This window comes from Prevotella sp. MA2016 (assembly GCF_000619825.1).
Classification (GTDB): domain Bacteria; phylum Bacteroidota; class Bacteroidia; order Bacteroidales; family Bacteroidaceae; genus Prevotella.
Genome location: NZ_JHUW01000012.1, coordinates 67,265 through 89,071, shown reverse-complemented (window position 1 = coordinate 89,071; position 21,807 = coordinate 67,265). Strand labels below are relative to the sequence as shown.

Annotated in this window: 12 protein-coding genes and 1 tRNA gene; 7 read left to right on the top strand and 6 right to left on the bottom strand. The window is 51.2% G+C overall.

Translation table 11 applies throughout. The features are described 5' to 3' along the window. Positions 1-137 precede the first annotated feature (137 nt). The 4 genes from T360_RS0109905 to T360_RS0109890 all read left to right on the top strand — a co-directional run bounded on the left by T360_RS0109905 (position 138) and on the right by T360_RS0109890 (position 7,756). Positions 138-1,919: an oxaloacetate decarboxylase gene (locus T360_RS0109905; RefSeq protein WP_028912644.1), complete on the top strand. Its 1,782-nt coding sequence runs from the start codon at positions 138-140 to the stop codon at positions 1,917-1,919. A gap of 96 nt (positions 1,920-2,015) precedes the next feature. Beyond that, a complete protein-coding gene (locus tag T360_RS0109900) occupies positions 2,016-2,555 on the top strand; it encodes an HD domain-containing protein (RefSeq protein ID WP_028912643.1) in 540 nt (179 codons plus the stop codon). 70 nt (positions 2,556-2,625) lie between these two features. Next, positions 2,626-5,478, top strand: a complete 2,853-nt coding sequence (locus T360_RS0109895; RefSeq protein WP_028912642.1) for a putative LPS assembly protein LptD — start codon at positions 2,626-2,628, stop codon at positions 5,476-5,478. A gap of 13 nt (positions 5,479-5,491) precedes the next feature. Continuing rightward, positions 5,492-7,756, top strand: coding sequence for a cation:proton antiporter (locus T360_RS0109890; protein ID WP_028912641.1), 2,265 nt, complete (start codon positions 5,492-5,494; stop codon positions 7,754-7,756). A 10-nt stretch (positions 7,757-7,766) separates the two neighbouring features. Here the strand turns inward: T360_RS0109890 and pepT are convergent, their stop codons facing one another. Further along, on the bottom strand, positions 7,767-8,990 hold the full coding sequence (gene pepT / locus T360_RS0109885; protein ID WP_028912640.1) for a peptidase T: 1,224 nt from the start codon (positions 8,988-8,990) through the stop codon (positions 7,767-7,769). Positions 8,991-9,171: 181 nt separating this feature from the next. Here pepT and T360_RS0109880 point away from each other — a divergent pair, with 181 nt between their 5' ends. Continuing rightward, positions 9,172-11,037: a heavy metal translocating P-type ATPase gene (locus tag T360_RS0109880; protein WP_028912639.1), complete on the top strand. Its 1,866-nt coding sequence runs from the start codon at positions 9,172-9,174 to the stop codon at positions 11,035-11,037. Between the two features lie 536 nt (positions 11,038-11,573). On the opposite strand, the gene T360_RS0109875 is transcribed toward T360_RS0109880, so the two are convergent. The 5 genes from T360_RS0109875 to T360_RS0109855 all read right to left on the bottom strand — a co-directional run bounded on the left by T360_RS0109875 (position 11,574) and on the right by T360_RS0109855 (position 18,314). Next, positions 11,574-12,860, bottom strand: a complete 1,287-nt coding sequence (locus T360_RS0109875; protein WP_155949498.1) for a M18 family aminopeptidase — start codon at positions 12,858-12,860, stop codon at positions 11,574-11,576. Positions 12,861-12,901: 41 nt separating this feature from the next. Continuing rightward, complete coding sequence (locus T360_RS0109870; protein WP_028912637.1) at positions 12,902-13,948, bottom strand: hypothetical protein; 1,047 nt, start codon at positions 13,946-13,948, stop codon at positions 12,902-12,904. 23 nt (positions 13,949-13,971) lie between these two features. Continuing rightward, a tRNA-Arg gene (locus T360_RS0109865) sits at positions 13,972-14,043 on the bottom strand. 76 nt (positions 14,044-14,119) lie between these two features. Then, the gene (locus tag T360_RS0109860; protein ID WP_028912636.1) at positions 14,120-16,165 is read right to left on the bottom strand and encodes a HAMP domain-containing sensor histidine kinase; all 2,046 of its coding nucleotides are present in this window, start codon (positions 16,163-16,165) and stop codon (positions 14,120-14,122) included. Positions 16,166-16,304: 139 nt separating this feature from the next. After that, positions 16,305-18,314: an alpha-L-arabinofuranosidase C-terminal domain-containing protein gene (locus T360_RS0109855; protein WP_028912635.1), complete on the bottom strand. Its 2,010-nt coding sequence runs from the start codon at positions 18,312-18,314 to the stop codon at positions 16,305-16,307. A 163-nt stretch (positions 18,315-18,477) separates the two neighbouring features. On the opposite strand from T360_RS0109855, the gene T360_RS0109850 reads away from it, so the two are divergent. Together T360_RS0109850 and xylE are read left to right on the top strand one after the other, a co-directional pair. Beyond that, on the top strand, positions 18,478-20,310 hold the full coding sequence (locus tag T360_RS0109850) for a HAMP domain-containing sensor histidine kinase (protein WP_028912634.1): 1,833 nt from the start codon (positions 18,478-18,480) through the stop codon (positions 20,308-20,310). A gap of 5 nt (positions 20,311-20,315) precedes the next feature. Beyond that, positions 20,316-21,797, top strand: a complete 1,482-nt coding sequence (gene xylE, locus T360_RS0109845) for a D-xylose transporter XylE (RefSeq protein ID WP_028912633.1) — start codon at positions 20,316-20,318, stop codon at positions 21,795-21,797. Positions 21,798-21,807: the final 10 nt, after the last annotated feature.

Here is a 21,807-nt window from a genome sequence, read left to right as displayed (position 1 = left end):
AATGAAAATCTTCTGCATACTTAATAAAGAAAAGCCTATGCCACTACTAAAAATTATAAAATTTGTAGGATATTTGCCGCTATGTGCAGAAAAAGTGGTATATTTGCATTCAAATTTTGAAAATTAGCTTAAAAAATATGGCAAAAAAGAAGATTCAATTCAGTCTCGTTTACCGAGACATGTGGCAGAGCTCTGGTAAGTTTCAGCCCCGCAAAGATCAGCTGGAGCGCATTGCTCCCGCCATTATCGATATGGGCTGTTTTGCTCGAGTAGAAACTAATGGCGGTGCCTTTGAGCAGGTGAACCTGATGGCAGGTGAGAATCCTAACGAGGCTGTTCGCGCTTTCTGTAAGCCTTTCAATGAGGTAGGTATTAAGACTCACATGTTGGACCGTGGTCTCAACGCGCTCCGTATGTATCCTGTGCCCGACGATGTTCGTGCGCTGATGTATAAGGTGAAGCACGCTCAGGGTGTTGACATCACCCGTATCTTCTGCGGTCTCAACGATACCCGTAATATCATCCCAAGTATCAAGTGGGCTAAAGAGGGTGGAATGACACCACAGGCTACTCTGTGTATCACCACATCACCTGTTCACACCGTAGAGTATTACGCTGCTATTGCCGACGAGGTGATTGCTGCCGGTGCCGAGGAAATCTGCTTGAAGGATATGGCCGGAATTGGTCAGCCAGCTATGCTGGGTCAGCTCACCAAGGCCATCAAGACCAAGCATCCTGATATCATCATCCAGTACCATGGTCACTCAGGTCCTGGACTGTCAATGGCTTCTATCCTTGAGGTCTGCAACAACGGTGCCGACGTCATCGATACTGCTATCGAGCCACTGTCGTGGGGTAAGGTTCATCCAGACATCATCTCGGTTCGCTCTATGCTGAAGAACGAGGGCTTCGAGGTGGCCGATCTGGATATGAATGCCTATATGCAGGCTCGTTCACTCACACAGGAGTTCATCGACGACTGGTTGGGTTGCTTTATCAACCCTGCTAACAAGCACATGTCTTCACTGCTGCTTGGATGCGGTCTGCCTGGCGGTATGATGGGATCTATGATGGCCGATCTTGGTCCTATCCAGAAGATGATCAACAAGGAGCGTGAGAAGAAGGGCGAGAGCACACTCACCATGGATGATATGCTGGTGAAGCTCTTCAACGAGGTTGAGTACGTATGGCCACGCGTTGGTTATCCCCCATTGGTAACACCATTCTCTCAGTACACTAAGAACATCGCGCTCATGAACCTTCTCACTATGGAGCAGGGCAAGGGTCGCTATGTGATGATGGACGACGCTATCTGGGGAATGATTCTCGGTAAGAGTGGTAAGGTTCCTGGAACCATCGCTCCTGAGCTGGTAGAGCTGGCTGAGAAGAAGGGTCTGAAGTTTACCGACGCTGATCCTCACACCCTGCTGAAGAACACCCTCGACGACTTCAAGAAGGAGATGGACGAGAACGGTTGGGACTACGGTCAGGACAACGAGGAGCTGTTCGAGCTGGCTATGCACCCCGAGCAGTACCGTCCATTCAAGAGCGGTCAGGCTAAGAAGCAGCTGCTGGCTGATATCCAGAAGGCTAAGGATGCCAAGTTGGGTGGCGGTCAGAAGATTTCTCAGGAAGAAATCGACGCTATCAAGCACGCTAAGGCCGACGCTGTTAAGAGTCCTCTCGCAGGTCAGCTGCTGTGGGGCTTCGGTGGCGAAGGTGTACTGGCACCATGCGTTGAGCCATTCATCGGTCAGACATACAAGGAGGGCGACACCTTCTGCTATCTGCAGACCAAGTGGGGCGAGATTGTATCTATCCCTGCCGCTATGGGTGGTAAGCTGGTAGATATCAGCGTTAAGCCTGGTCAGAACATTCGTCAGGGCGACACTATCGCCTGGATCGAGCGCGAAGCTTAAACGTGTAATATTTTAATAGGGCACGAATTTCACGAATTAACACGAAAATTTTAAAAATTCGTGTATTTCGCGTAATTCGTGCCTCATTTATTTTTTATGGATTACCAATCAATAATTGATAAGTATTATCCTGAGGATGATGAACTGAAGCGTATCCTGCTGGTTCATAGTCGTCAGGTGGCTGATAGGTGTCTGCTTATCGCCAAAAAACATCCCGAGTTGCCGCTGGATAAGCAGTTTCTTGAAGAGGCAGCCATGCTGCACGATATCGGTATTTTTCGTTGTGATGCCCCGTCTATTCAGTGTGTAGGCACCGAGCCTTACATCTGTCATGGATACATCGGTGGTCAGCTGCTGCGCGAAGCCGGTTTCTTGCGCCATGCTCTGGTGTGCGAGCGCCACACTGGCACTGGTCTGAGTCGTCAGCAGATAGAAACCCGTCAGCTTCCTCTGCCGCTTGACCGCAGTTATGAGCCCGAAACGCTCGAGGAGCAGGTGGTGTGTTATGCCGATAAATTCTATTCAAAGTCGCATATCGACCGTGAGCGTACGGTTGTAGAAACCGCCCAAAGTCTGGAGAAGTTCGGCCCTGCAGGGGTGCAGAAGTTCTTGAAATGGGTTGATATGTTTGAATAAAGACAAAAAATTGTGATAATCTCTGTTAATCTATGGCAGAAATAGCAGAATTATTTGTAATTTTGCAGCCGTGAAAAGAAAATCAGTATTGGTTGCGTTAACTTTCGTCATCCTGTTGGTGATGGCGGAGGTTCCAATGAAGATGGCTTCCAGAGTTCTGCGGAATTCTGAAGCTGTCGATAGCGTGCTTGCTGATACTATCCAGAAGGATAGTGTTAAGGTGGTGGCGGCTATCGATACCCTCTCAATGGATTCCGTTCAGCTTGCTATATTCCGTCATAACAAAGCCATTGATGATTCGTTGGCTCAGGATAGTATTAACAAGCGTAGAAAGAATGGTATTGATTCGCCAGTGGAGTATTCTGCCGAGGACTCTCTGACCTACGAAGCTGCTTCGGGGTTGGCTCACCTGTATGGTGATTCGAAGGTGAAATATCAGAACATGAACCTGGAGAGCGACAAGATTTTTATGAGTCTCGACAGCAGTTTGGTTCATGCCACTGGTTCTTTGGATTCAGCTACCAATGAACTTCAAGGCACACCTGTCTTCGAGATGGGCAACGATAAATATGAGAACGATACCATATCGTTTAACTTTAAGTCGAAGAAGGGTCTTATCAGTAATGTATATACGCAGCAGGAAGATGGTTATCTTACCAGTGAACTGTCGAAGCGTGGTGCTAATGGTGAGATGTATCTGCAGCACGGTCGTTACACCACCTGCGATGATCCGCACCCTGATTTCTATCTGGCCATGTCGCGCGCCAAGGTTCGCCCTGGCAAGGATGTGGTGTTCGGTCCAACCTACTTGGTAGTAGCCGATGTGCCGCTGCCATTCGCTATTCCTTACGGATTCTTCCCCTTCACCAAGAGCTATTCCAGCGGTTTGATCATGCCTACCTATGGTGATGAAACCGAGCGTGGATTCTATCTGCGTGATGGTGGATACTATTTCGCTATCAACGACAAGATGGACCTGAAGCTGATTGGTGAGATTTACACCAAAGGCTCTTGGGGCCTTTCTGCCGCCTCGAACTACCGTAAGCGTTATCGCTACAGCGGCTCGTTCCTAGCCAGCTATCAGAACACTATCAATGGCGAGAAGAATATGCCCGACTACTCTAAGCAAACCAGTTTCAAGGTTGTTTGGAGCCATCGTCAGGATTCAAAGGCCAATCCTTACTCGCAGCTCTCGGCCAACGTGAACTTTGCCACGAGTAGCTATGAGCGCAATAACTTGAGCTCGATGTATAATCCACAGACGCTCACCCAGTCAACACGAACCTCATCTGTTTCGTGGAGCACTACTTTCTCGAGCATCGGTATGACACTGAGTTCAACCACCAACCTGAATCAGAACATGCGCGATTCTACCATCTCGCTCACACTGCCCGATCTGAATATCTCTATTGCGCGCTTCTATCCCTTTAAGCGCAAGAAGAGAGCTGGCAACGAGCGCTGGTATGAGAAGATATCTATGCAGTACACCGGTCAGATGAAGAATGAGATTAGCACGAAGGAGGATAAGCTCATGCACTCATCGCTCAGCAAGGACTGGAAGAACGGCATGCAGCATCAGATTCCTATCAGTGGTAATTTTACGCTGTTTGGCTATCTGAACCTGAATCCATCGTTCAACTTCACCGACCGTACCTATTTCAATAAGGTACATAAGTCGTGGGATCCCGCCGGCCAGAAAGAGGTGGTGGATACGTTGACCGGATTCTACAACGTCTATAACTGGAACTTCAGTATCGGTGCCTCTACCAAACTCTATGGTATGTGGGTGCCTAGCCGAAAGATTTTCGGTGATAAGATCAATGCCATACGCCACGTAGTAACACCGAGCGTAAGCTTCAGCTATGCGCCTGACTTCAGTGCATCGCGCTATGGCTATTATGACTACTATCAGAAAACCAATGCCGACGGCACGGTGACGATGGTTGAGTATTCGCCTTACCAGAATGGTACCTATGGTGTGCCTGGCAAGGGTAAGACGGGTAGCATCTCAATGGATCTCTCGCAGAACCTTGAGATGAAGGTGAAGAGTGATGACGACTCTACTGGCTTCAAGAAGATTTCGCTGATTGATGAGTTGCGCATGTCGATGTCGTACAACATGGCTGCCGATATCCGTCCTTGGAGCGATCTCTCTACCAGCCTGCGCCTGAAGCTCTCTAAGAGCTATACCCTCAACCTGAATGCAGTGTTTGCCTCGTATGTTTATGAGGCAGATAGTGTGGGTGCTGTGCCACGCGTGTCAGAACACACCACCTACTGGGGACAGGGTAAGATTGGTAGATTCCAGGGTATCTCTCAGAACCTCTCTTATACCCTCAGCAACGAGAAGATTGCTAATTTCTTCAAGCGTTTGCGCGGCGAGAAGGTTGATAAAAAGAAAGATAAGCGCAATGACGACGACGATGATGAGGAGTGGGACACCACTTTAGAGTCGAATGTGGATAAGGATATGGAGAAAGCCAAGCATGGCGCCAAGCGCAAGGGTAGTGGTTCTAAGGCCGAGACCGACGAGGATGGCTACATGGCTTTCCAGATGCCTTGGAGCTTGAGCATCGGTTACGGTGTCACCATGCGTGAGGACCAGACACTGTCGAAGTTCAACTACAACAAGATGCGCTATCCTTATAAGTTCACGCAGAATCTGAATGTCAGTGGAAATGTTCGTATCAGCGACGGCTGGAACATCTCGTTCTCGTCGGGTTACGATTTCGATAACAAGAAAATTTCAATGACTACGGCCTCACTCAACCGTGATCTGCATTGCTTCAATATGTCGTGCTCGGTTGTGCTGGCCCCTTATACCAGTTATAACTTCTCATTCCGCTGTAACGCGTCGACACTTACCGATGCGCTTAAGTACGACAAGCGCTCAAGCTATTCAAACGCCGTGCAGTGGTACTAAAACTTAGTATGCTATGGCAGAACTTCCCCCAATGATTGCTGACCTGGCACTCATATTGATGGTGGCAGGTGTGGTTACGCTCATTTTCAAACGCCTGAAACAACCGCTCGTTTTGGGTTATATCGTGGCTGGTTTCTTGGTTAGTCCGAACATGACGTACACCCCATCAGCCGTTGATATGGCCAATGTACACCTGTGGGCCGATATCGGTGTGATGTTCCTGCTGTTCTCGTTGGGATTGGATTTCTCTTTCAAGAAGATTATTAAGATGGGTGCTTCGCCCGTCATATCAGCCATCACCATCATCTTCTGTATGATGATGCTGGGTATCGTGGTGGGTCATCTGTTCAGTTGGGGAAAGATGGACTGCATCTTCCTGGGTGGTATGCTAGCCATGTCGAGTACCACGATTATCTATAAAGCTTTCGACGACCTCGGACTACGCCAGCAGCAGTTTGCGGGCATGGTGATGAGTGTGCTGATACTCGAGGATATCCTGGCTATTGTGATGATGGTGATGCTGAGTGCCTTGGCTAGCGGCTCCGAGATGGGAGGCGGACAGCTGTTGCAGTCGGTGCTCCGTATCGTTTTCTTCCTGATTCTATGGTTGGTAGTGGGCATTTTTGCCATCCCGCTGTATCTGCGCCGCGTGCGCCGACTCATCAACAACGAGGTGCTGCTGATCGTTGCCTTGGGCTTGTGTTGTGCCATGGCGGTTCTGTCGTCAAAGGTTGGTTTCAGCTCAGCTTTCGGTGCTTTTATCATGGGTAGTATCCTGGCCGAGACCATCGAGGCCGAGCGTATAGAAAAACTGGTTGAGCCTGTGAAGAACCTCTTTGGTGCCGTGTTCTTCGTGTCGGTAGGTATGCTGGTAGATCCAAAGATTCTGGTTGATTATGCTGTGCCTATCCTTTGCCTGGTGCTCACGATTATTGTTGGACAGAGTGTGTTTGGCACCATCTCGTTTATGCTGGGTGGTCAGTCGCTTAAGTCGGCCATGCGTTGCGGATTCTCAATGGCGCAGATTGGTGAGTTCTCGTTCATCATCGCCTCGTTAGGATTGTCGCTGGGTGTGATTGGCGATTTCCTTTATCCTGTGGTGGTGGCTGTGTCTGTGATTACTACCTTCCTCACCCCTTACATGATTCGTCTGGCTACGCCTGCCTATAACAACCTGGAGAAACATCTGCCTAACAAACTGATTAAATCGCTTAATCAGTTGGCTATGGGCAACACGCATAGTCAGGAGGAGAGCAAGTGGAAGCGTCTGCTCACTCAGATGGCTATGAATACCATTGTTTATTCCATCCTCTCGGCGGCTTCTATCGCGCTGATGTTTGCCTTTGTGCTGCCTGTCACCCGCAAGATGCTGCCGGGGTGGGAGCTGCATTGGTATGCCAATGCCATCACGGGCGTGCTCACGGTAGCTATCATCGCACCTTTCCTGCGTGCGATGGTGATGAAGAAGAATCATAGCGAGGAGTGGAAAGCCTTGTGGGCAGAGAGCAATCGTAACCGTTTGCCGCTGCTGTTCACTATCCTGGTGCGTTTCCTGATAGCCGTCAGCTTTATTTTCTACATCTGCAATTTCCTGAGCCGTTTCACCAATGCCCTTATGATTACCATCGGCTTTGTTGTCATCGTGCTCATCATCCTTTCGCGCCGCACTAAGCATCGCAGCATCACGCTCGAGCGCCTATTTATCCAGAATCTGCGTTCGCGTGATATCGAAGCTCAGGTGCATGGCAAGAAACGTCCGCTCTACGAGGGAAAGCTGCTGGATCGCGATATCCATATTGCCGATTTCACGGTACCGTTCAACTCCACTTGGATGGGACAGTCGTTGGCACAGCTCAAACTGGGCTCTAAGTATGGTGTGCATGTCAGCAGTATTCTGCGTGGAGGCCGCCGCATCAACATCCCCGATGGCTATAACATCCTGTTCCCTGGCGATGTGCTGCAGGTGATAGGTAGCGACCAGCAGTTTACGGCTTTTCGCGAGGCTATAGAGAACGAGGTTTTGGGTGCCGATGTGGATGTGGAGATGCGCGAGATGAAGCTGCGCCAGCTCATTATCGGTGCCGATAGTCCGTTTGTGGGACAGACGCTGATAGAGAGTCGTATCCGCGACCGCTTTAGTTGTATGGTGGTAGGACTGGAAGAGGGAAAGGAAAGCCTCTCCCCCTATAGTCCAAATCGTAAGTTCCGCGAAGGTGATATTATCTGGGTGGTTGGCGAGCGAGAATCGCTCGAAGCCCTGTTTAATATTAAGGATTAAACATTAAAGATTAAAGATTAAAGTCGGCGGTGAGCTCGCAGATTTTGATGATCACCTGCTTGGCTTTTTCCATCGACTGGATGCTGACGAATTCGTAAGGTCCGTGGAAATTCACGCCGCCAGCAAAGATGTTGGGGCAGGGCAGACCTTTAAAACTCAGTTGCGCACCATCCGTACCGCCACGGATAGGCTTCACTTTCGGAGCCACACCGCAGTCCTGCATGGCGTGCAGCACTAAGTCTATCACGTGCATCTGCGGGTCAATCTTCTCCTTCATATTATAGTACTGGTCGCGCGTCTCCAGCGTCACCGTACCCTCGCCGTATTTCTCGTTCATCGCAGCCACCACGTTGGCGATGGTGCGTTTGCGCTCTTCGAAACGCTCGCGGTCGTGGTCGCGTATGATATAGTGCATCTGTGCTTTCTCAACCGAGCCCTGCACACCCAGCAGGTGATAGAATCCCTGATAGCCCTCGGTGGTCTCGGGGCGCTCGTCGGCAGGCAGCATGGCTGCTATCTCCATCGCCAGCAGGTTGGCATTCAGCATCTTATCCTTGGCATAGCCGGGATGCACGCTTACACCTTTTATATATATCTTGGCGCTGGCGGCATTAAAGTTCTCAAACTCCAGTTCGCCTACGTCGCCGCCATCCATGGTGTAGCCCCATTCGCAGCCGAATTTCTCTACGTCGAAGTGGTGGGCACCCATGCCAATCTCCTCGTCGGGGTTGAAAGCCACGCGTATGTCGCCATGCTTTATCTCCTTGTGGTCGCGCAGGTAGCACATCGCCTCTACTATCTCGGCAATGCCCGCCTTGTCGTCGGCACCGAGCAGTGTGGTACCATCCGTCACAATCAGGTCTTCGCCCACATGCTGCAGCAGCTCGGGGAATTTCTTCGGACTCATCATGATACCTTCGGAGAGCAGGATGTCGCTGCCGTCGTAGTTGTTTACGATATGTGGCTTGATGTCAGCACCCGAGCAGTCGGGGCTGGTATCGTAGTGTGAAATAAATCCGATGGTGGGAATCTCGTCTTTTGTATTGGCCTTTAGTGTGGCATAGATGTAACCCTTCTCGTCCATCTCCACATCACTCAGTCCCTCGTGTTCCAGTTCTTTCTTTAAGTACTCGGCAAACACCAATTGTTTCGCCGTACTCGGTACGGTGTCGCTATCTTCAGCCGACTGTGTGTCGAACTGTGTATAGTTTATAAATCTTTCTGTAATATCCATAATTGGTTGCAAAGATACACCTTTTTTTTCTTATCTCAAAATTATTTGCAACCAAGTTGCAGAAAATGCTTCGTACCTTTGCAGCCAGAAACAATAAAAGAGTATTTGAAGTATGGCACAAACTTGCAAACATTGTAATCATCATGAGCATCATGAGCATGAGCATCATCATGAGCACGATATGCGTTCGCAGCTCCGTCTCATCATCATAACAGCCGTGTTGCTGATAGCTGCGGTTATTATTGAGCGCCAGTTGGCATTGTCCACATGGCAGTTGCTGCTGGTTTATCTGATTCCCTATCTGGTGATAGGTCACGACACGCTGCACGAGGCGTGGGAGGGGCTCACGGAGGGGGATGCCTTCAATGAGCATTTCCTGATGTCGATAGCCACCATCGGTGCCCTCTGCATCGGTTTTCTGCCTGGGGCTGAGACGCAGTTCCCCGAGGCGGTGTTTGTGATGCTGTTCTTCCAGGTGGGCGAGCTGTTTGAGGGCTATGCCGAGGGTAAGAGCCGCGACAGCATTGCGCATCTGATGGAGATTAAGCCCGACTACGCCACGCTGGCCGATGGCGACCGTCGTGTGGCTCCCGAAGAGGTGAGGGTAGGAGACGTCATCGTGATTCGTCCGGGTGAGAAAGTGCCGCTGGATGGCGTTGTTGTCAGTGGTACGAGTGCCCTCAACACCGTGGCGCTTACAGGCGAGTCGCTGCCTCGCGATGTAGTCGAGGCCGACGAGGTGATATCAGGCTGCGTCAACCTGAGTGGTGTGCTGCAGGTGCGCGTCACTAAACCCTTTGGCGAGAGCACGGTGTCCAAGATTATCAAACTGGTTGAGCATGCCGGCGAGCATAAGTCGCAGAGCGAAACCTTTATCACCCGTTTTGCCCGTATCTATACGCCCATCGTGGTTTTTGCTGCCGTCGCGCTGGCTGTGGTGCCCACGCTGCTGGGTGGCGCTTTCAGCACCTGGCTCTATCGTGCCCTGATGTTCCTGGTGGTGTCGTGCCCCTGTGCATTGGTTATCAGCGTGCCCCTCACGTTCTTTGGTGGTATCGGCGGTGCCTCGCGCCGCGGCATACTCATCAAGGGCGCCAACTATATTGATGTGCTATCTAAGGTGGGCACGGTGGTATTCGACAAGACTGGCACGCTCACCCACGGTCAGTTTGCCGTTACCGCTGTGCATCCCGAAGCCATCGACGAGCACCAGCTGTTGCATCTGGCAGCCCATGTGGAGCACTTCTCTACACATCCCATCGGAGCTGCCCTGCGCGATGCTTTTCCTGATGAGGCTACCGATGGTTGCAAGCTGAGCGATGTGCGCGAGGTGGCAGGGCAGGGTATCATCGCCCGTGTGGAAGATCGTGTGGTGGCTGTGGGAAACACCAAACTGATGGATGCCGTGGGGGCCAAGTGGCACGACTGCCACCATACGGGCACCATCATCCACGTGGCTATCGATGGCAACTATGCCGGACATATTGTGATTAATGACCAGATCAAGGCCGACAGTGCCGAGGCTATCGCTGAGCTGCATCGTCTGGGTGTCAGTCGCACGGTGATGCTGACGGGCGACCGCCGCGAAGTGGCCGAGCAAGTAGCTAAGACGCTAGGACTGAGCGAATACCATGCCGAACTGATGCCTGCCGACAAGGTTGCGCATATCGAGCAGTTGCTAGCCACCACCCATCACTCATCATCTGCCGCACCCATAGCCTTCGTTGGCGATGGTATCAACGATGCCCCCGTGTTGGCGCGTGCAGATATCGGCATTGCCATGGGCGGACTGGGTAGCGATGCTGCCATCGAGGCTGCCGACGTGGTGCTGATGGATGATAAACCCTCGAAGATAACCACCGCCATCCGTCTGGCTCGTCGCACCATCGCTATCGCACGCCAGAATGTGGGGCTGGCCATAGGCATCAAATTGGCCGTTTTGATACTGGCAGCTTTTGGCGTGGCTACGATGTGGATGGCTGTATTTGCCGATGTGGGTGTGACGGTTTTGGCCGTGCTCAACGCCATGCGCGCCCTCCGCGTCTAGCGGATCGGCTCTAGCCTTCATTTGTGTATGTAATAATAATTCAAAGAACGCTTTGGCTCATTGCCAATTGTCAATTATTCATTGTCAATTGAGAAAACTTTTTCCCACGTGTGGCAGTTTTTCCTGGTGCACGTGGGAAATATTTTTGCCTCGCGCGCGGGTGTTTTCTCTATTCTCATTTTGACGCTGTAAAGGTACGATAATTTGATTGCGGTTCACGAATGTTCGCACAAAAAATACAGTGTGACAGTTAGAATTTTCCTCTTCCATCCCTCGAAATTATCTCTATATATTTATATATATAAATATATATAAATATATAGATACTTTTTTGGTTGAGTGAAGGCTTGTATTTCTAACTGTCACACTGTATCACTGTGTGCAGAGTTATGTGATCGGTTTTACGCTTTCATGCCAATGATGGTGGCGTAAGATGGCTTAACGAAATGTGACGCCATCCCTCTTTTTGTTTACAGTGATACAGTGTGACAGTTAAAAAATACATCTGTCACCCTGACTTATGTGATTCAAAAGTATCATTTGAAGAACTGCGTAAAGGCCTTGACCGTATAGAGGTGGTCGGCTACGCTGCCTGTTTCGCGACAGCTGTGCATGGCCAGGATGGCATTGCCCATATCCACGCCTCGCAGGGGGATGGATGATGCCAGGATGTTACCCAGTGTGCTGCCACCAGCCACGTCGGAGTGGTTGACAAAACGCTGACAGGGCACGCCTGCCTCGCGACAGATCTCGGCAAACACGGCTGCCGAAACGGCATCGCTGGCGTATTTCTGGGCGGCATTAAACTTGATAACTGGTCCGCCACCTAGTACGGGATGGTTGGTGGGGTCGTACTTCTCGCTGTAGTTGGGGTGCCAGGCGTGGGCATTATCGGCCGAAATCATAAAGGCACGCTCGATGGCCTGATACCAGGCTTCGGCACTGCCGCTCTGAGCCGATGCGATGCGCTGCAGCATCATGGCCAGGAACGGACTGCCAGCACCCTGTTTGGTTTGCGAGCCCGTCTCCTCGTTGTCGAAGATAGCCAGCACCTTGGTTGCCTCGGTGGTGTCGGTATCAATCATCGCCTCAAGTCCTGCAAAACACATCGACAGATCGTCTAAGCGGCCCGACGACAGAAACTCATCGTGTATGCCAAACGTGCAGGCAGGCGTGGCATCAGCCAGATAGAGGTCGAAGTCGAGCACATCAGCTGGCTTGATGTTCAGCTCGCCGCAGATGATATTCATCAGCAGGTTGCCTCTCTCCAGCTGGTCGCTGATGATGCCCAGTATCGGCAGCATATCCTTTTGCTTGCTTAGCTTCACGCCATCGTTTACCTGACGGTTGAAATGGATGGCCAGATTGCTGATTTGCAGCAGTGGGCGCTTGACGTGCAGCAGCAGTGTAGTGGGGGATAATGCATTCTCGCCGCGCACAATGACGCGACCTGCGATGGTGAGCGGACGGTCGAACCAGGTGGACATGATTGGTCCGCCATACACCTCGGTGTTCAGCTTTACGATACCACCCTCGCACAGCATCTCGGCATTGGGCTTGATGCGGAACGTAGGCGAGTCGCAGTGGGCGCAAATCATGCGGAATCCGGCCTCGGCCATCGGTTGGCTACCGATGTGGAAGGCATATACCGACGAGTCGTTCTTAGTGACATACAGTTTGTCGCCAGCCTTCACCGGGCCGATGGGCTCACGAGGGTCCAGTTTGCGATAGCCAGCCTGTTCCAGTTGGCTGGCGATATTTCTAGCTGCCAGAAAGTTTACTGGCGAAGCATCCAGGAAATCTAATAATCTTTTTACGCGCATCATATAAAAGTCTGTGAGTTATTGTTTGATAAATCAGTAATCTATTTGAGTGTGAGCACTACCTTGCCCTGGGCATTGGTGCTGACGATGGCAGTCATCTTGCCCTGGCGCCACGTCTTCTGGTCGCTGCTCATGAAGCCGTAGGTTTTCAGGTCCTTGCAGAGGGCCTCTACATCATCCGTAGCAGTGAGCGTGATGGTGGTGATGGCCTGTCGGCGGCGGTTGAGCGAGGCGTTGGCTTGATATTGGCCCATCTTAAACGATGCCGTCAGCACTTTGGCTGTAGGCTTGGCAAGCGTGTAGTCGTAGCTGGCCAGCACCGTCTGGGCGCCTTTCAGTGTGCGGTTCTGATACAGCAGCACGCCTAAGCCCACCAGGTCGGTATGACGGCAGGCGGCAGCCAGCCCGGCTTCGATGGTGCGTGGTGCCGCCTCATACTCCTGGTCGTCCATCTCGGCATAAGCCATCTTGTAGGCCTTGGCATCGTCGAGTGCAAATCCGCAGGTGTAGCTGCTGGTGAGCGATCCGCGCTCGTAATGCAGGTTGACGGTGCCCAGCTGGGTCTGGATGGTGTAGGCCTCGCCCTGATTATCCACAAAACCACGTCCATACACCTTCTGCAGTTCGGCCTTGACGCTGGCAAATCGCGCCTTCACCTCTTTTAATGAGGGATAGATGGCGTCTTCGGTCACATCTACTGCATAAACGCGGTCGGTCTCATCAGATATAGCCAGTGTGATGGTGCATTTGGCACCATAAACGTCACCATCGTAAATATAAGATTTGGCAGTGTGCTTACCTTCCAGCTGGCGCTCAGTAAAACCTTTCGCAGTGAGGTGTTTCTCAAACAAATCGGCCTTGATACCCAGGGGGATACCCATAAAAGCATTGCGATTATTGGTGTTGTCGGCCAGTGTGGTGATATCTACCATGGCCATTTGGGCATCATCATTGATACCATCGGCACTCTTTTTGGTTTTTTTCTCAGTTTTTGCCTTTTTCTTAAAAATCTTCTTGAAAAACTGTGCATCGGCGGGCTGGCTGATCATCATGGTTGCCAGCAGCGCAAAAATAATCTTCTTCATCATATTACATAACATATTACAATAGGTACACCCGCACGGAATCGAACCGTGACCAACGGAACCGGAATCCGTTATTCTATCCTTTAAACTACGGGTGCTTGTTATGCCGAAAGCGCTGCAAAGGTACGGTAAAAAAATGAACTGAGCAAATTTTCAAGTGCCAATTTTCATTTTTTACACTGGCAACTGCATCACGAATCGGGCGCCACCAGTATAGCTGGTGTCGAGTGTGATGTCGCCCCCCATATGGGTTACGAGCGAGCGGGCTATCGAGAGGCCGATGCCGGTGCCGTCGGTATATTCGTCGAGCTGTACAAACTCCTTGAAGATGTTCTCGGCCTGTGCCTTGGGGATGCCTATGCCGGTGTCTTCAACCGTAAACATGGCTTTCTCGTTCTCGATGACGACATTGAGCGTTACTGAGGCCTTGCCATGGGGAGCAGTGCCCTTGAAGGCTAATGGATGCGTAAACTTCTGTGCATTGTCGAGCAACAGTGCCAGCGCCTTGACAGCCGACTTGAGGTGGGTGGTCATGATGACCTGATTGGTGCGTGCGCCCAGACGGATATTGAAGTCCAGATGGGTGGCCTGCGTGATGCCCGACTGCTGTGTGGCCTGATAAGCAATGTCGGATGGCGTCACCTTGTCGATACACTCTGCACAGGCGCGGGTGTTCACCAAGCTCAGGTCGATCATCTTATCTACCAGACGGGTGATGCGCTCGCTGTTTTCCACAATCTTCTTGCTGAAGGATTGCAGCTCTTCGCTGCTTATCTCGATGTCGGGGGCTGCCAGCACCTGCGAGAAACCCGACAGCACGTTGAGCGGTGTGCGCACCTCGTGAGATATCTGCTGGATAAACTTGGTCTTGATGCGTTCTGACTCCTTGGCACGCTCGTTGGCCTCCACCAGTTGCTTGTTGGTCTCGTTGAGTTTGCGGTAGGCTCTGCGGCGCTGCATCAGGTAGAATTGCAGCAGCACGATGAGCGTTAAGCCCACACCGATAGACCATAGCATGGCCTGGTGCGACAGCCTGGCGCGCTGCTCGGCTATCTGGCGCTCTTTGCCCTCCGTGTCGTAAACGGTGGCCAATAAGTCGGCATCGATAATCTTCTGGCGTAGCAGCGCCTCGTCATACACGTGAGCTATCGTTTCAGCCACGTGCAGTGCCGAGTCGCGATGACCTGCCAGTAGGTTCACTGTGAATTTCGGAATCATAAATCTGCCGATATTCTCCAAGTCGGCCTGTTCGTAGCCGCATTCGCCCATAAAGTGGTCAAGCTGTGTCATGTAGCGTGCAGCCTCTTCATAGCGGTGGGTAGCCATCAGATAGCGGCAGCTGTTGATCAGACTGGCCGGTTGCTGCGATGTGCGTGTGCTCAGATAGTCGCTGAAGAATTTCTCGGCTTCTTCATAATGGCCTTGAGCATGGGCCTGCATGGCGCGCACATAGCATATCTCGGCCTTCATCTCATCGATATACAGCGTGTCGCGTTCAGGTTGATTCAGTGCCTGATGGTATAGCGTGTCCTGTCGTAACAGCCATGATGTAACTTCGCCAAACTGTCCGCATCGCATCAGTACGGTGGCAATGGCGTTCATTGTCTTCTGACATTCGCGCAGGTCAATCGGGGCGTGATTGGTTTTCAGTCGCTTCTTGATGGCAGCCAGCGATCTGTCGAAGTTCTGCTCTGCTTCGGCATTCTGTCCTAGGTAGAGCAGGCATTCGCCCATTATCTGTGCGATGTCCTGATGGTTGCCAAAGTCATAATAGCCGATGGCCCTCAGTTTGTTATCGGCTATGCGTGCTTGTCGCAGCGCACGGTCGTAACGGCGCATGTCGCACAACATGCGTACGTAGTCTTTATAAGCGTAGATATACGATTCCAGGTCAGTTTCGGTTTTTAGTTCCTTGGTGTTGATGTCGGCCAGCTTGTTGTAGAGGCTCAGCGATGAGCGGTATTTGCCTTGCAGATTAAGCACCACCGTCTTATAGAATATCGATTTTGCCTTTGATATGTCGCCTGCCTGTTCAAAGCTGTCGCAGGTGGCTATGAGCTTAGGCCAGTCGTGCTGATCGCTGATGTCCGAGAGGACAGAGTCGGCATGACCGTAACCTCCAGCTTCGGTGTAAGATATGCTTTTCGGCTGTTGCCGACAGCTGATGGTTGTTGTTCCTAAAGTAATGAGTATGAGTAATTTACAAAGTTTTGACATCATTGAATAGTATTTTATGGCGCAAAATTACAAAAAATAATTAACATTATGCTCTTTTTGCTTAAAATTTTAATTATAAAAGAAAACTCTCGCCTGTTTTAGGGGCGAGAGCTTATCTGTTGTTATGAGAAAATATTGCTATTTACTTTTTGACTTTATAGATGCGGAAGCTCTTGGCAGGCAGCTCGTCGGTGATGACGGCGGCCTTCTTGCCGGCTGCTACCTCGCATGTGCCAGGGCGAGGAATAATCTTCTCAGGCTGGTCGAGAGTGTTCTCATCATCCATGCCGTCGTGGCACAGGGTGATAGTCTCGGCAGTGCTGGCATTCTTAATGCCCTGCAACTGGATGCTGACAGGCTGAGCGGCATCGCTGGTGTTTACAACCTTCACGATGACCTGACCGGTAGCGGCATCCCATACACTTGAGGCAAACAGTCCGTCCTGACCAGGCTGACCGGCTACGGGCTTCTTGTTCATAGTGAGATTCAGCACGTTGGTACCCTTGTTCATGGCGTAGAGCTGCTGCACATAGTAGCTCACCGACTTAAACATGCGCAGGTTGTCGTACCAGATGGCATCGGGGCGCCACTGCCAGCCCTCTACATGGGCAAAGAGTGGTGCATAGGTGGCCATGTGAACGATGTCGGCATTACGCTCGATACCCGTCATGTGGGCAGCCTCCAGCAGTGAGGTGTAATAGTGGTTCCACTTGTGTTTGTTGCTGCCGTGGCAGGCATACTCACCGGCAAACACCTTCGGACCCTTGCGGTCGTAGCTGTCGTAGCGCAAACCGTGGCTCAGGAACCACTCTTCGTTGCGATAGTAGTGCTCGTCGTAGAGATCCACCTTGAGCTCCTTCATGCGGGGCTGAAGCAGATCGAAATCCCAACCCTCAGAGTTAGGACCAGTGGTGCCGATGAGCTTGATATTTGGATATTTCTTGCGGATAGCATCGCTGAACTTCTTGAGGCGAGATGTGAACACAGGGCCGAATCCGCCGTGCTGCTCGTCGTAGTCCCACTGCTCGTTGCCCACACCCAGATACTTCAGGTTGAATGGCTCGGGATGACCCATCTCGGCGCGCACCTTACCCCACTTGCTGTCGGCAGGGCCGTTGGCAAACTCAATCAGGTCGAGCGCATCCTGGATATAAGGCTCCAGGTCTTCGAGTGCTACGTGTACACCAGGCTTGGTGGGGTCGGGGTTCTGGAACTGGCAAGAGAGTCCGCAAGAGATGACGGGCAGTGCCTCAGAACCAAAGTCCTCACACAGCTGGAAGAACTCAAAGAATCCCAGTCCGTAGCTCTGATAATAATCAGGGAAGTAGCGGTTGGTGAAGGTGTAGTGCCAGCGGTTCTCGTTGAGCGGACGGTTTTCTACCGGTCCCACGGTGTTCTTCCACTGGTAGCGTGTGGCCAGGTCGGTACCCTCAACGATACAGCCGCCGGGGAAGCGGAACACGCCTGGGTGCATATCAAACAGAGCCTGAGCCAGATCGCGGCGCATGCCATTCTCGCGGCCCTTCCAAGTATCCACTGGGAAGAGGCTGACGTGCTCTACATCCGTTGTCACCTTACTATCCGCCCATACGCGCAGGTGAGCCTTCGAGAAGGTCTTGCCAGGCTTCAGTGTGGCAGTATATTTCTTCCACTCGCTGCCGCTCACCTCTACACCGGCGTTGCACAGCTTCTGGTCTTCGCCCATGGTGGCATTGTCCACCAGGTCGATCCATAACTTGGCCTTACCACCATCGGGCACGCGGGCCCATACAGAGAAACGGTAGGCCTGTCCGCCCTTCACGCCCATGCCGAAGAAGCCGCGGTTCTCAATCATAGAGTGCTTGTCGCCATGACCTGTGGGCGCCATGCGCACATAATGCGGATTGCGCTCGAAAGGACCATCGTCCTTGATACATACATTGCCCGAGATGTCCCATCCGGCAAAGTGGTTGGGATACTCAAAAGAGCGGTTCATAACCAGTTCGGCATAGAGACCACCATCGGCAGCATAGTTGATATCCTCAAAAAAGATACCATACATGGTGGGCTGTACGGGCGCCCCCAATTTCTTGGTGTTCACGTCCAGAACGTGAGTCTGTGCACCAGCAGTCATACTGGCGGCCAGTAGCAGGATTGTTGATAAGTGTTTCATTCTATTGTTATGTAATTAGTTGTCAACGGCTACAAAAATACATAAAAATTCCGATATTACTTACGTTTATACGAAAAAAAACATTTTATTGTTATAAAAGTTTGGAGTTTTCGAGGAAAAACCTTACTTTTGCGGTGAATTTTCTTAAAAATCTGTGTTTGGAATGACTTTGAACCATTGCGTTAAGCATATATTCTGTGTGACAGCACTGCTGGTATCTATGCCGGCGGCAGCTCAGACAGAACTCTGTAGCGATACGGCGAAGCATCACAGGCTGCGAGATGCCATGTGGGCCGCCACATCTAATAATGATCCCCATAAGCTCTATGCCGCCTGCTGGGATTATCAGGCACACTGTATAGAATGTAAGGATAATACGGGCTATTACGACTCGTGGGTATGCGGTATTATGTATAATCTGGACCGTATGAATATACATGATGCCTACCATATTGCAAACACGATGAAGGACGACTTGCATCGCCGCGTGAACGAAGCCAAGGACGAGCAATATCTGGCACCAAAAATGATGGGACACGTGTATAATGCCTGCGGCAACATACCTGGTGCGCTGAGCGAACTGGAGAAAGCCATCGAGCTTATCAAAGGTACCAAATATGAGGCCGACGGTCTGAGCTTCCTGTATCTGGGTATGGCTCATATCCAACTGAACAACAATATTGATGAAACGCTGAAATGGCTGGAGAAGGATTTGGAAGAGCTGGCGCGCAATAAGGGACAGAAAGACTACTGGCGCGGCATGGCTGATGCCTATGCCATGAAGGCCATCGTGATGTTCAAGCAGCGCAAGTATGCCGAATTCCGCAAGTGTATCAATCTGGCCGAAAAGGCCGACAGCATGAATGCTAATCCTAATGGCGACCTGTTTCTGCCTTATGCACGCATCTACCGTACGCTGCTGAATGGCGACACCAAGGGTGCGCTGGCTCAGGTGGAAAAGCTGACCAATCTGAAGGAGCGCTATCTGGTGAGCTGCGATATCTATACCTATCTGGGTAATAACGACAAGGCTTTCCTGTTGCAGCGCGAACTGATGCATACACGCGACTCGATAACCGGTGTGATCATCGCCGAGAACATACAGAACCAGGAAGAGGAGATGATGCTGCTGAACCAAAAGCAGAAGGCTGCCCGCATGATGAACATCGTGCTGGTGATAGCGATGGTGATGGCCGTCATGCTGATAGTGGGTCTGGCTATGACCATCTATGGCAAACGCCGCTTTCAGGACATGCTGCTCAGAAAGAATAAGGAGCTCAAATCGGCCTATAAGCAGGTGGCTGCTGCCGACGAGATGAAAACCGAGTTCATACGTAGTGTGAGTCATGAGCTGCGTACACCTCTTAATATTATAAATGGCTTTACGCAGGTGCTCACCGAGGAAGGACTGGTGTTCGAACCCTCAGAGCGCAAAAAGATAGCCGATACCATCAGCAAGAACACGCGCCATATCACATCACTCGTCAACAAGATGCTGGCACTGGCCAATGAGCATACCAAGGACCTGATGAAGGATGTGGAAGAAACCGATGCTGTTGAAGTCTGCCGCAAGGCCATCGCATCCATGCCTGAAGTGGACCCAGTGCGCGTAAAGGTGGAACTAGACGACCAGACTGAAAGTCACAGCACAAAACTCACCACCAATAGCGACAGTCTGCTGCAGATGCTGGGCAATATCCTGGAGAACTCAGCTAAGTTTACTGAAGAAGGACACATCCGTCTGACGCTGAAAAAAGACAAGACCTACTTCCACTTTACGATAGCTGATACCGGTTGCGGCATACCATCCGACAAGATTGGTACCATCTTCAACCGCTTCACCAAGGTGGATGAATTTAAAGAAGGATTGGGCTTGGGGCTGGCCTACTGCCATGAGACGGTGACAAAACTGGGCGGCACACTGGTGCTCGACCAGACATCGGCTGCAGGTACCACCTTCACACTCAGTTTGCCTATTAAACTTAAAACAACGTAATAAATATGAATCAGAAAACAGATCAAGGTAGCAAGGCCTACCTCATTTCAATCGTGATGGTTGCCGTACTGGGCGGCCTGCTGTTCGGATATGACACTGCTGTCATATCAGGTGCAGAAAAGGGACTACAAGCGTTTTTCAAGACAGCCTCGGATTTTGACTACACCGACGGCTGGCATGGTTTCACCTCTGCTTCGGCCCTCATCGGCTGCATCATCGGTTCAGCCATCTCTGGATTCCTGGCCACTAGCTTAGGTCGTAAAAAGTCGCTCATCATTGCCGGTTTGCTGTTCTTTATCTCAGCACTCGGTTCTATGGACCCCGAGTTCCTGTTCTTCGAGTACGGACAGCCCACTTACACACTGGCGCTGATGTTCAATTTCTACCGCGTTATCGGTGGTGTTGGCGTAGGTCTGGCTTCGGCCATCTGTCCTATGTATATTGGTGAGGTAGCTCCTTCTAATATCCGCGGTATGCTGGTAAGTTGGAACCAGTTTGCCATTATCTTCGGTCAGCTGGTGGTTTACTTCGTCAACTTCTTCATCCTGGGCGACCATCTGCAGCCACTGGTTGAGGATATCGGTAAGCAGATTGCCGACATCACACCCGCTGCACAGTGGACCGTTACTACCGGTTGGCGCTATATGTTTGGTAGCGAGGCTGTGCCCGCAGGACTCTTCGCACTGCTCATCTGCTTCGTACCAGAGACACCACGCTATCTTGTGTCTATCGGACAGGACAAGAAGGCCGAGGGCATTCTGGCCAAGATCAACGGCCAGCTGGCTGCTCAGCAGATTCTGCAGGATATCAAGGATACCATGGTGGTGAAGACCGAGAAACTGCTCACCTATGGTGCGCTCTGCATTTTCGTAGGTATCATGCTCTCTGTATTCCAGCAGGCTGTAGGTATCAACGCAGTGCTCTACTATGCACCACGTATCTTCGGTGATATGGGTATGGACAACCCCATGATTCTCACCGTGTTTATGGGTATCATCAATATCTCGTTCACCCTGGTGGCTGTGTTCACCGTTGAGAAGTGGGGCCGCAAACCACTGCTCATCAGCGGTTCGCTGGGTATGGCTCTTGGCGCATTCGGCGTGGCTCTGACCTTCGGACATGCTGGTCTGGAGATGCTCACAGCTGCATCGCTGCTGCTTTATTCAGCTTCGTTCATGTTCTCATGGGGCCCTATCACCTGGGTGCTCATTGCCGAGATCTTCCCCAACACCATCCGTGGTGGTGCTGTGGCCATTGCCGTAGCTTTCCAGTGGATCTCTAACTTCATCGTCAGCTCATCATTCGTGCCAATGTTCAACATGCACCTGACAGAGGGCGACGACTTCGGCCACTGGTTCACTTACGGACTCTATGGCATCATCTGCGTAGTGGCTGCCCTGTTTGTATGGCGACTGGTGCCTGAGACAAAGGGTAAGACTCTGGAGGATATGAGTAAGATGTGGAAAGACAAACTCAATAATAAATAACTTTTTGACA

Excerpts from the sequence above, each read along its gene's own strand:
- T360_RS0109905 (WP_028912644.1), top strand. The coding sequence starts at position 138 with ATGGCAAAAAAGAAGATTCAATTCAGTCTCGTTTACCGAGACATGTGG.
- T360_RS0109900 (WP_028912643.1), top strand. The coding sequence starts at position 2,016 with ATGGATTACCAATCAATAATTGATAAGTATTATCCTGAGGATGATGAA.
- T360_RS0109890 (WP_028912641.1), top strand. The coding sequence starts at position 5,492 with ATGGCAGAACTTCCCCCAATGATTGCTGACCTGGCACTCATATTGATG.
- pepT (WP_028912640.1), bottom strand. The coding sequence starts at position 8,990 with ATGGATATTACAGAAAGATTTATAAACTATACACAGTTCGACACACAG.
- T360_RS0109880 (WP_028912639.1), top strand. The coding sequence starts at position 9,172 with ATGCGTTCGCAGCTCCGTCTCATCATCATAACAGCCGTGTTGCTGATA.
- T360_RS0109875 (WP_155949498.1), bottom strand. The coding sequence starts at position 12,860 with ATGCGCGTAAAAAGATTATTAGATTTCCTGGATGCTTCGCCAGTAAAC.
- T360_RS0109870 (WP_028912637.1), bottom strand. The coding sequence starts at position 13,948 with ATGATGAAGAAGATTATTTTTGCGCTGCTGGCAACCATGATGATCAGC.
- T360_RS0109860 (WP_028912636.1), bottom strand. The coding sequence starts at position 16,165 with ATGATGTCAAAACTTTGTAAATTACTCATACTCATTACTTTAGGAACA.
- T360_RS0109855 (WP_028912635.1), bottom strand. The coding sequence starts at position 18,314 with ATGAAACACTTATCAACAATCCTGCTACTGGCCGCCAGTATGACTGCT.
- T360_RS0109850 (WP_028912634.1), top strand. The coding sequence starts at position 18,478 with ATGACTTTGAACCATTGCGTTAAGCATATATTCTGTGTGACAGCACTG.
- xylE (WP_028912633.1), top strand. The coding sequence starts at position 20,316 with ATGAATCAGAAAACAGATCAAGGTAGCAAGGCCTACCTCATTTCAATC.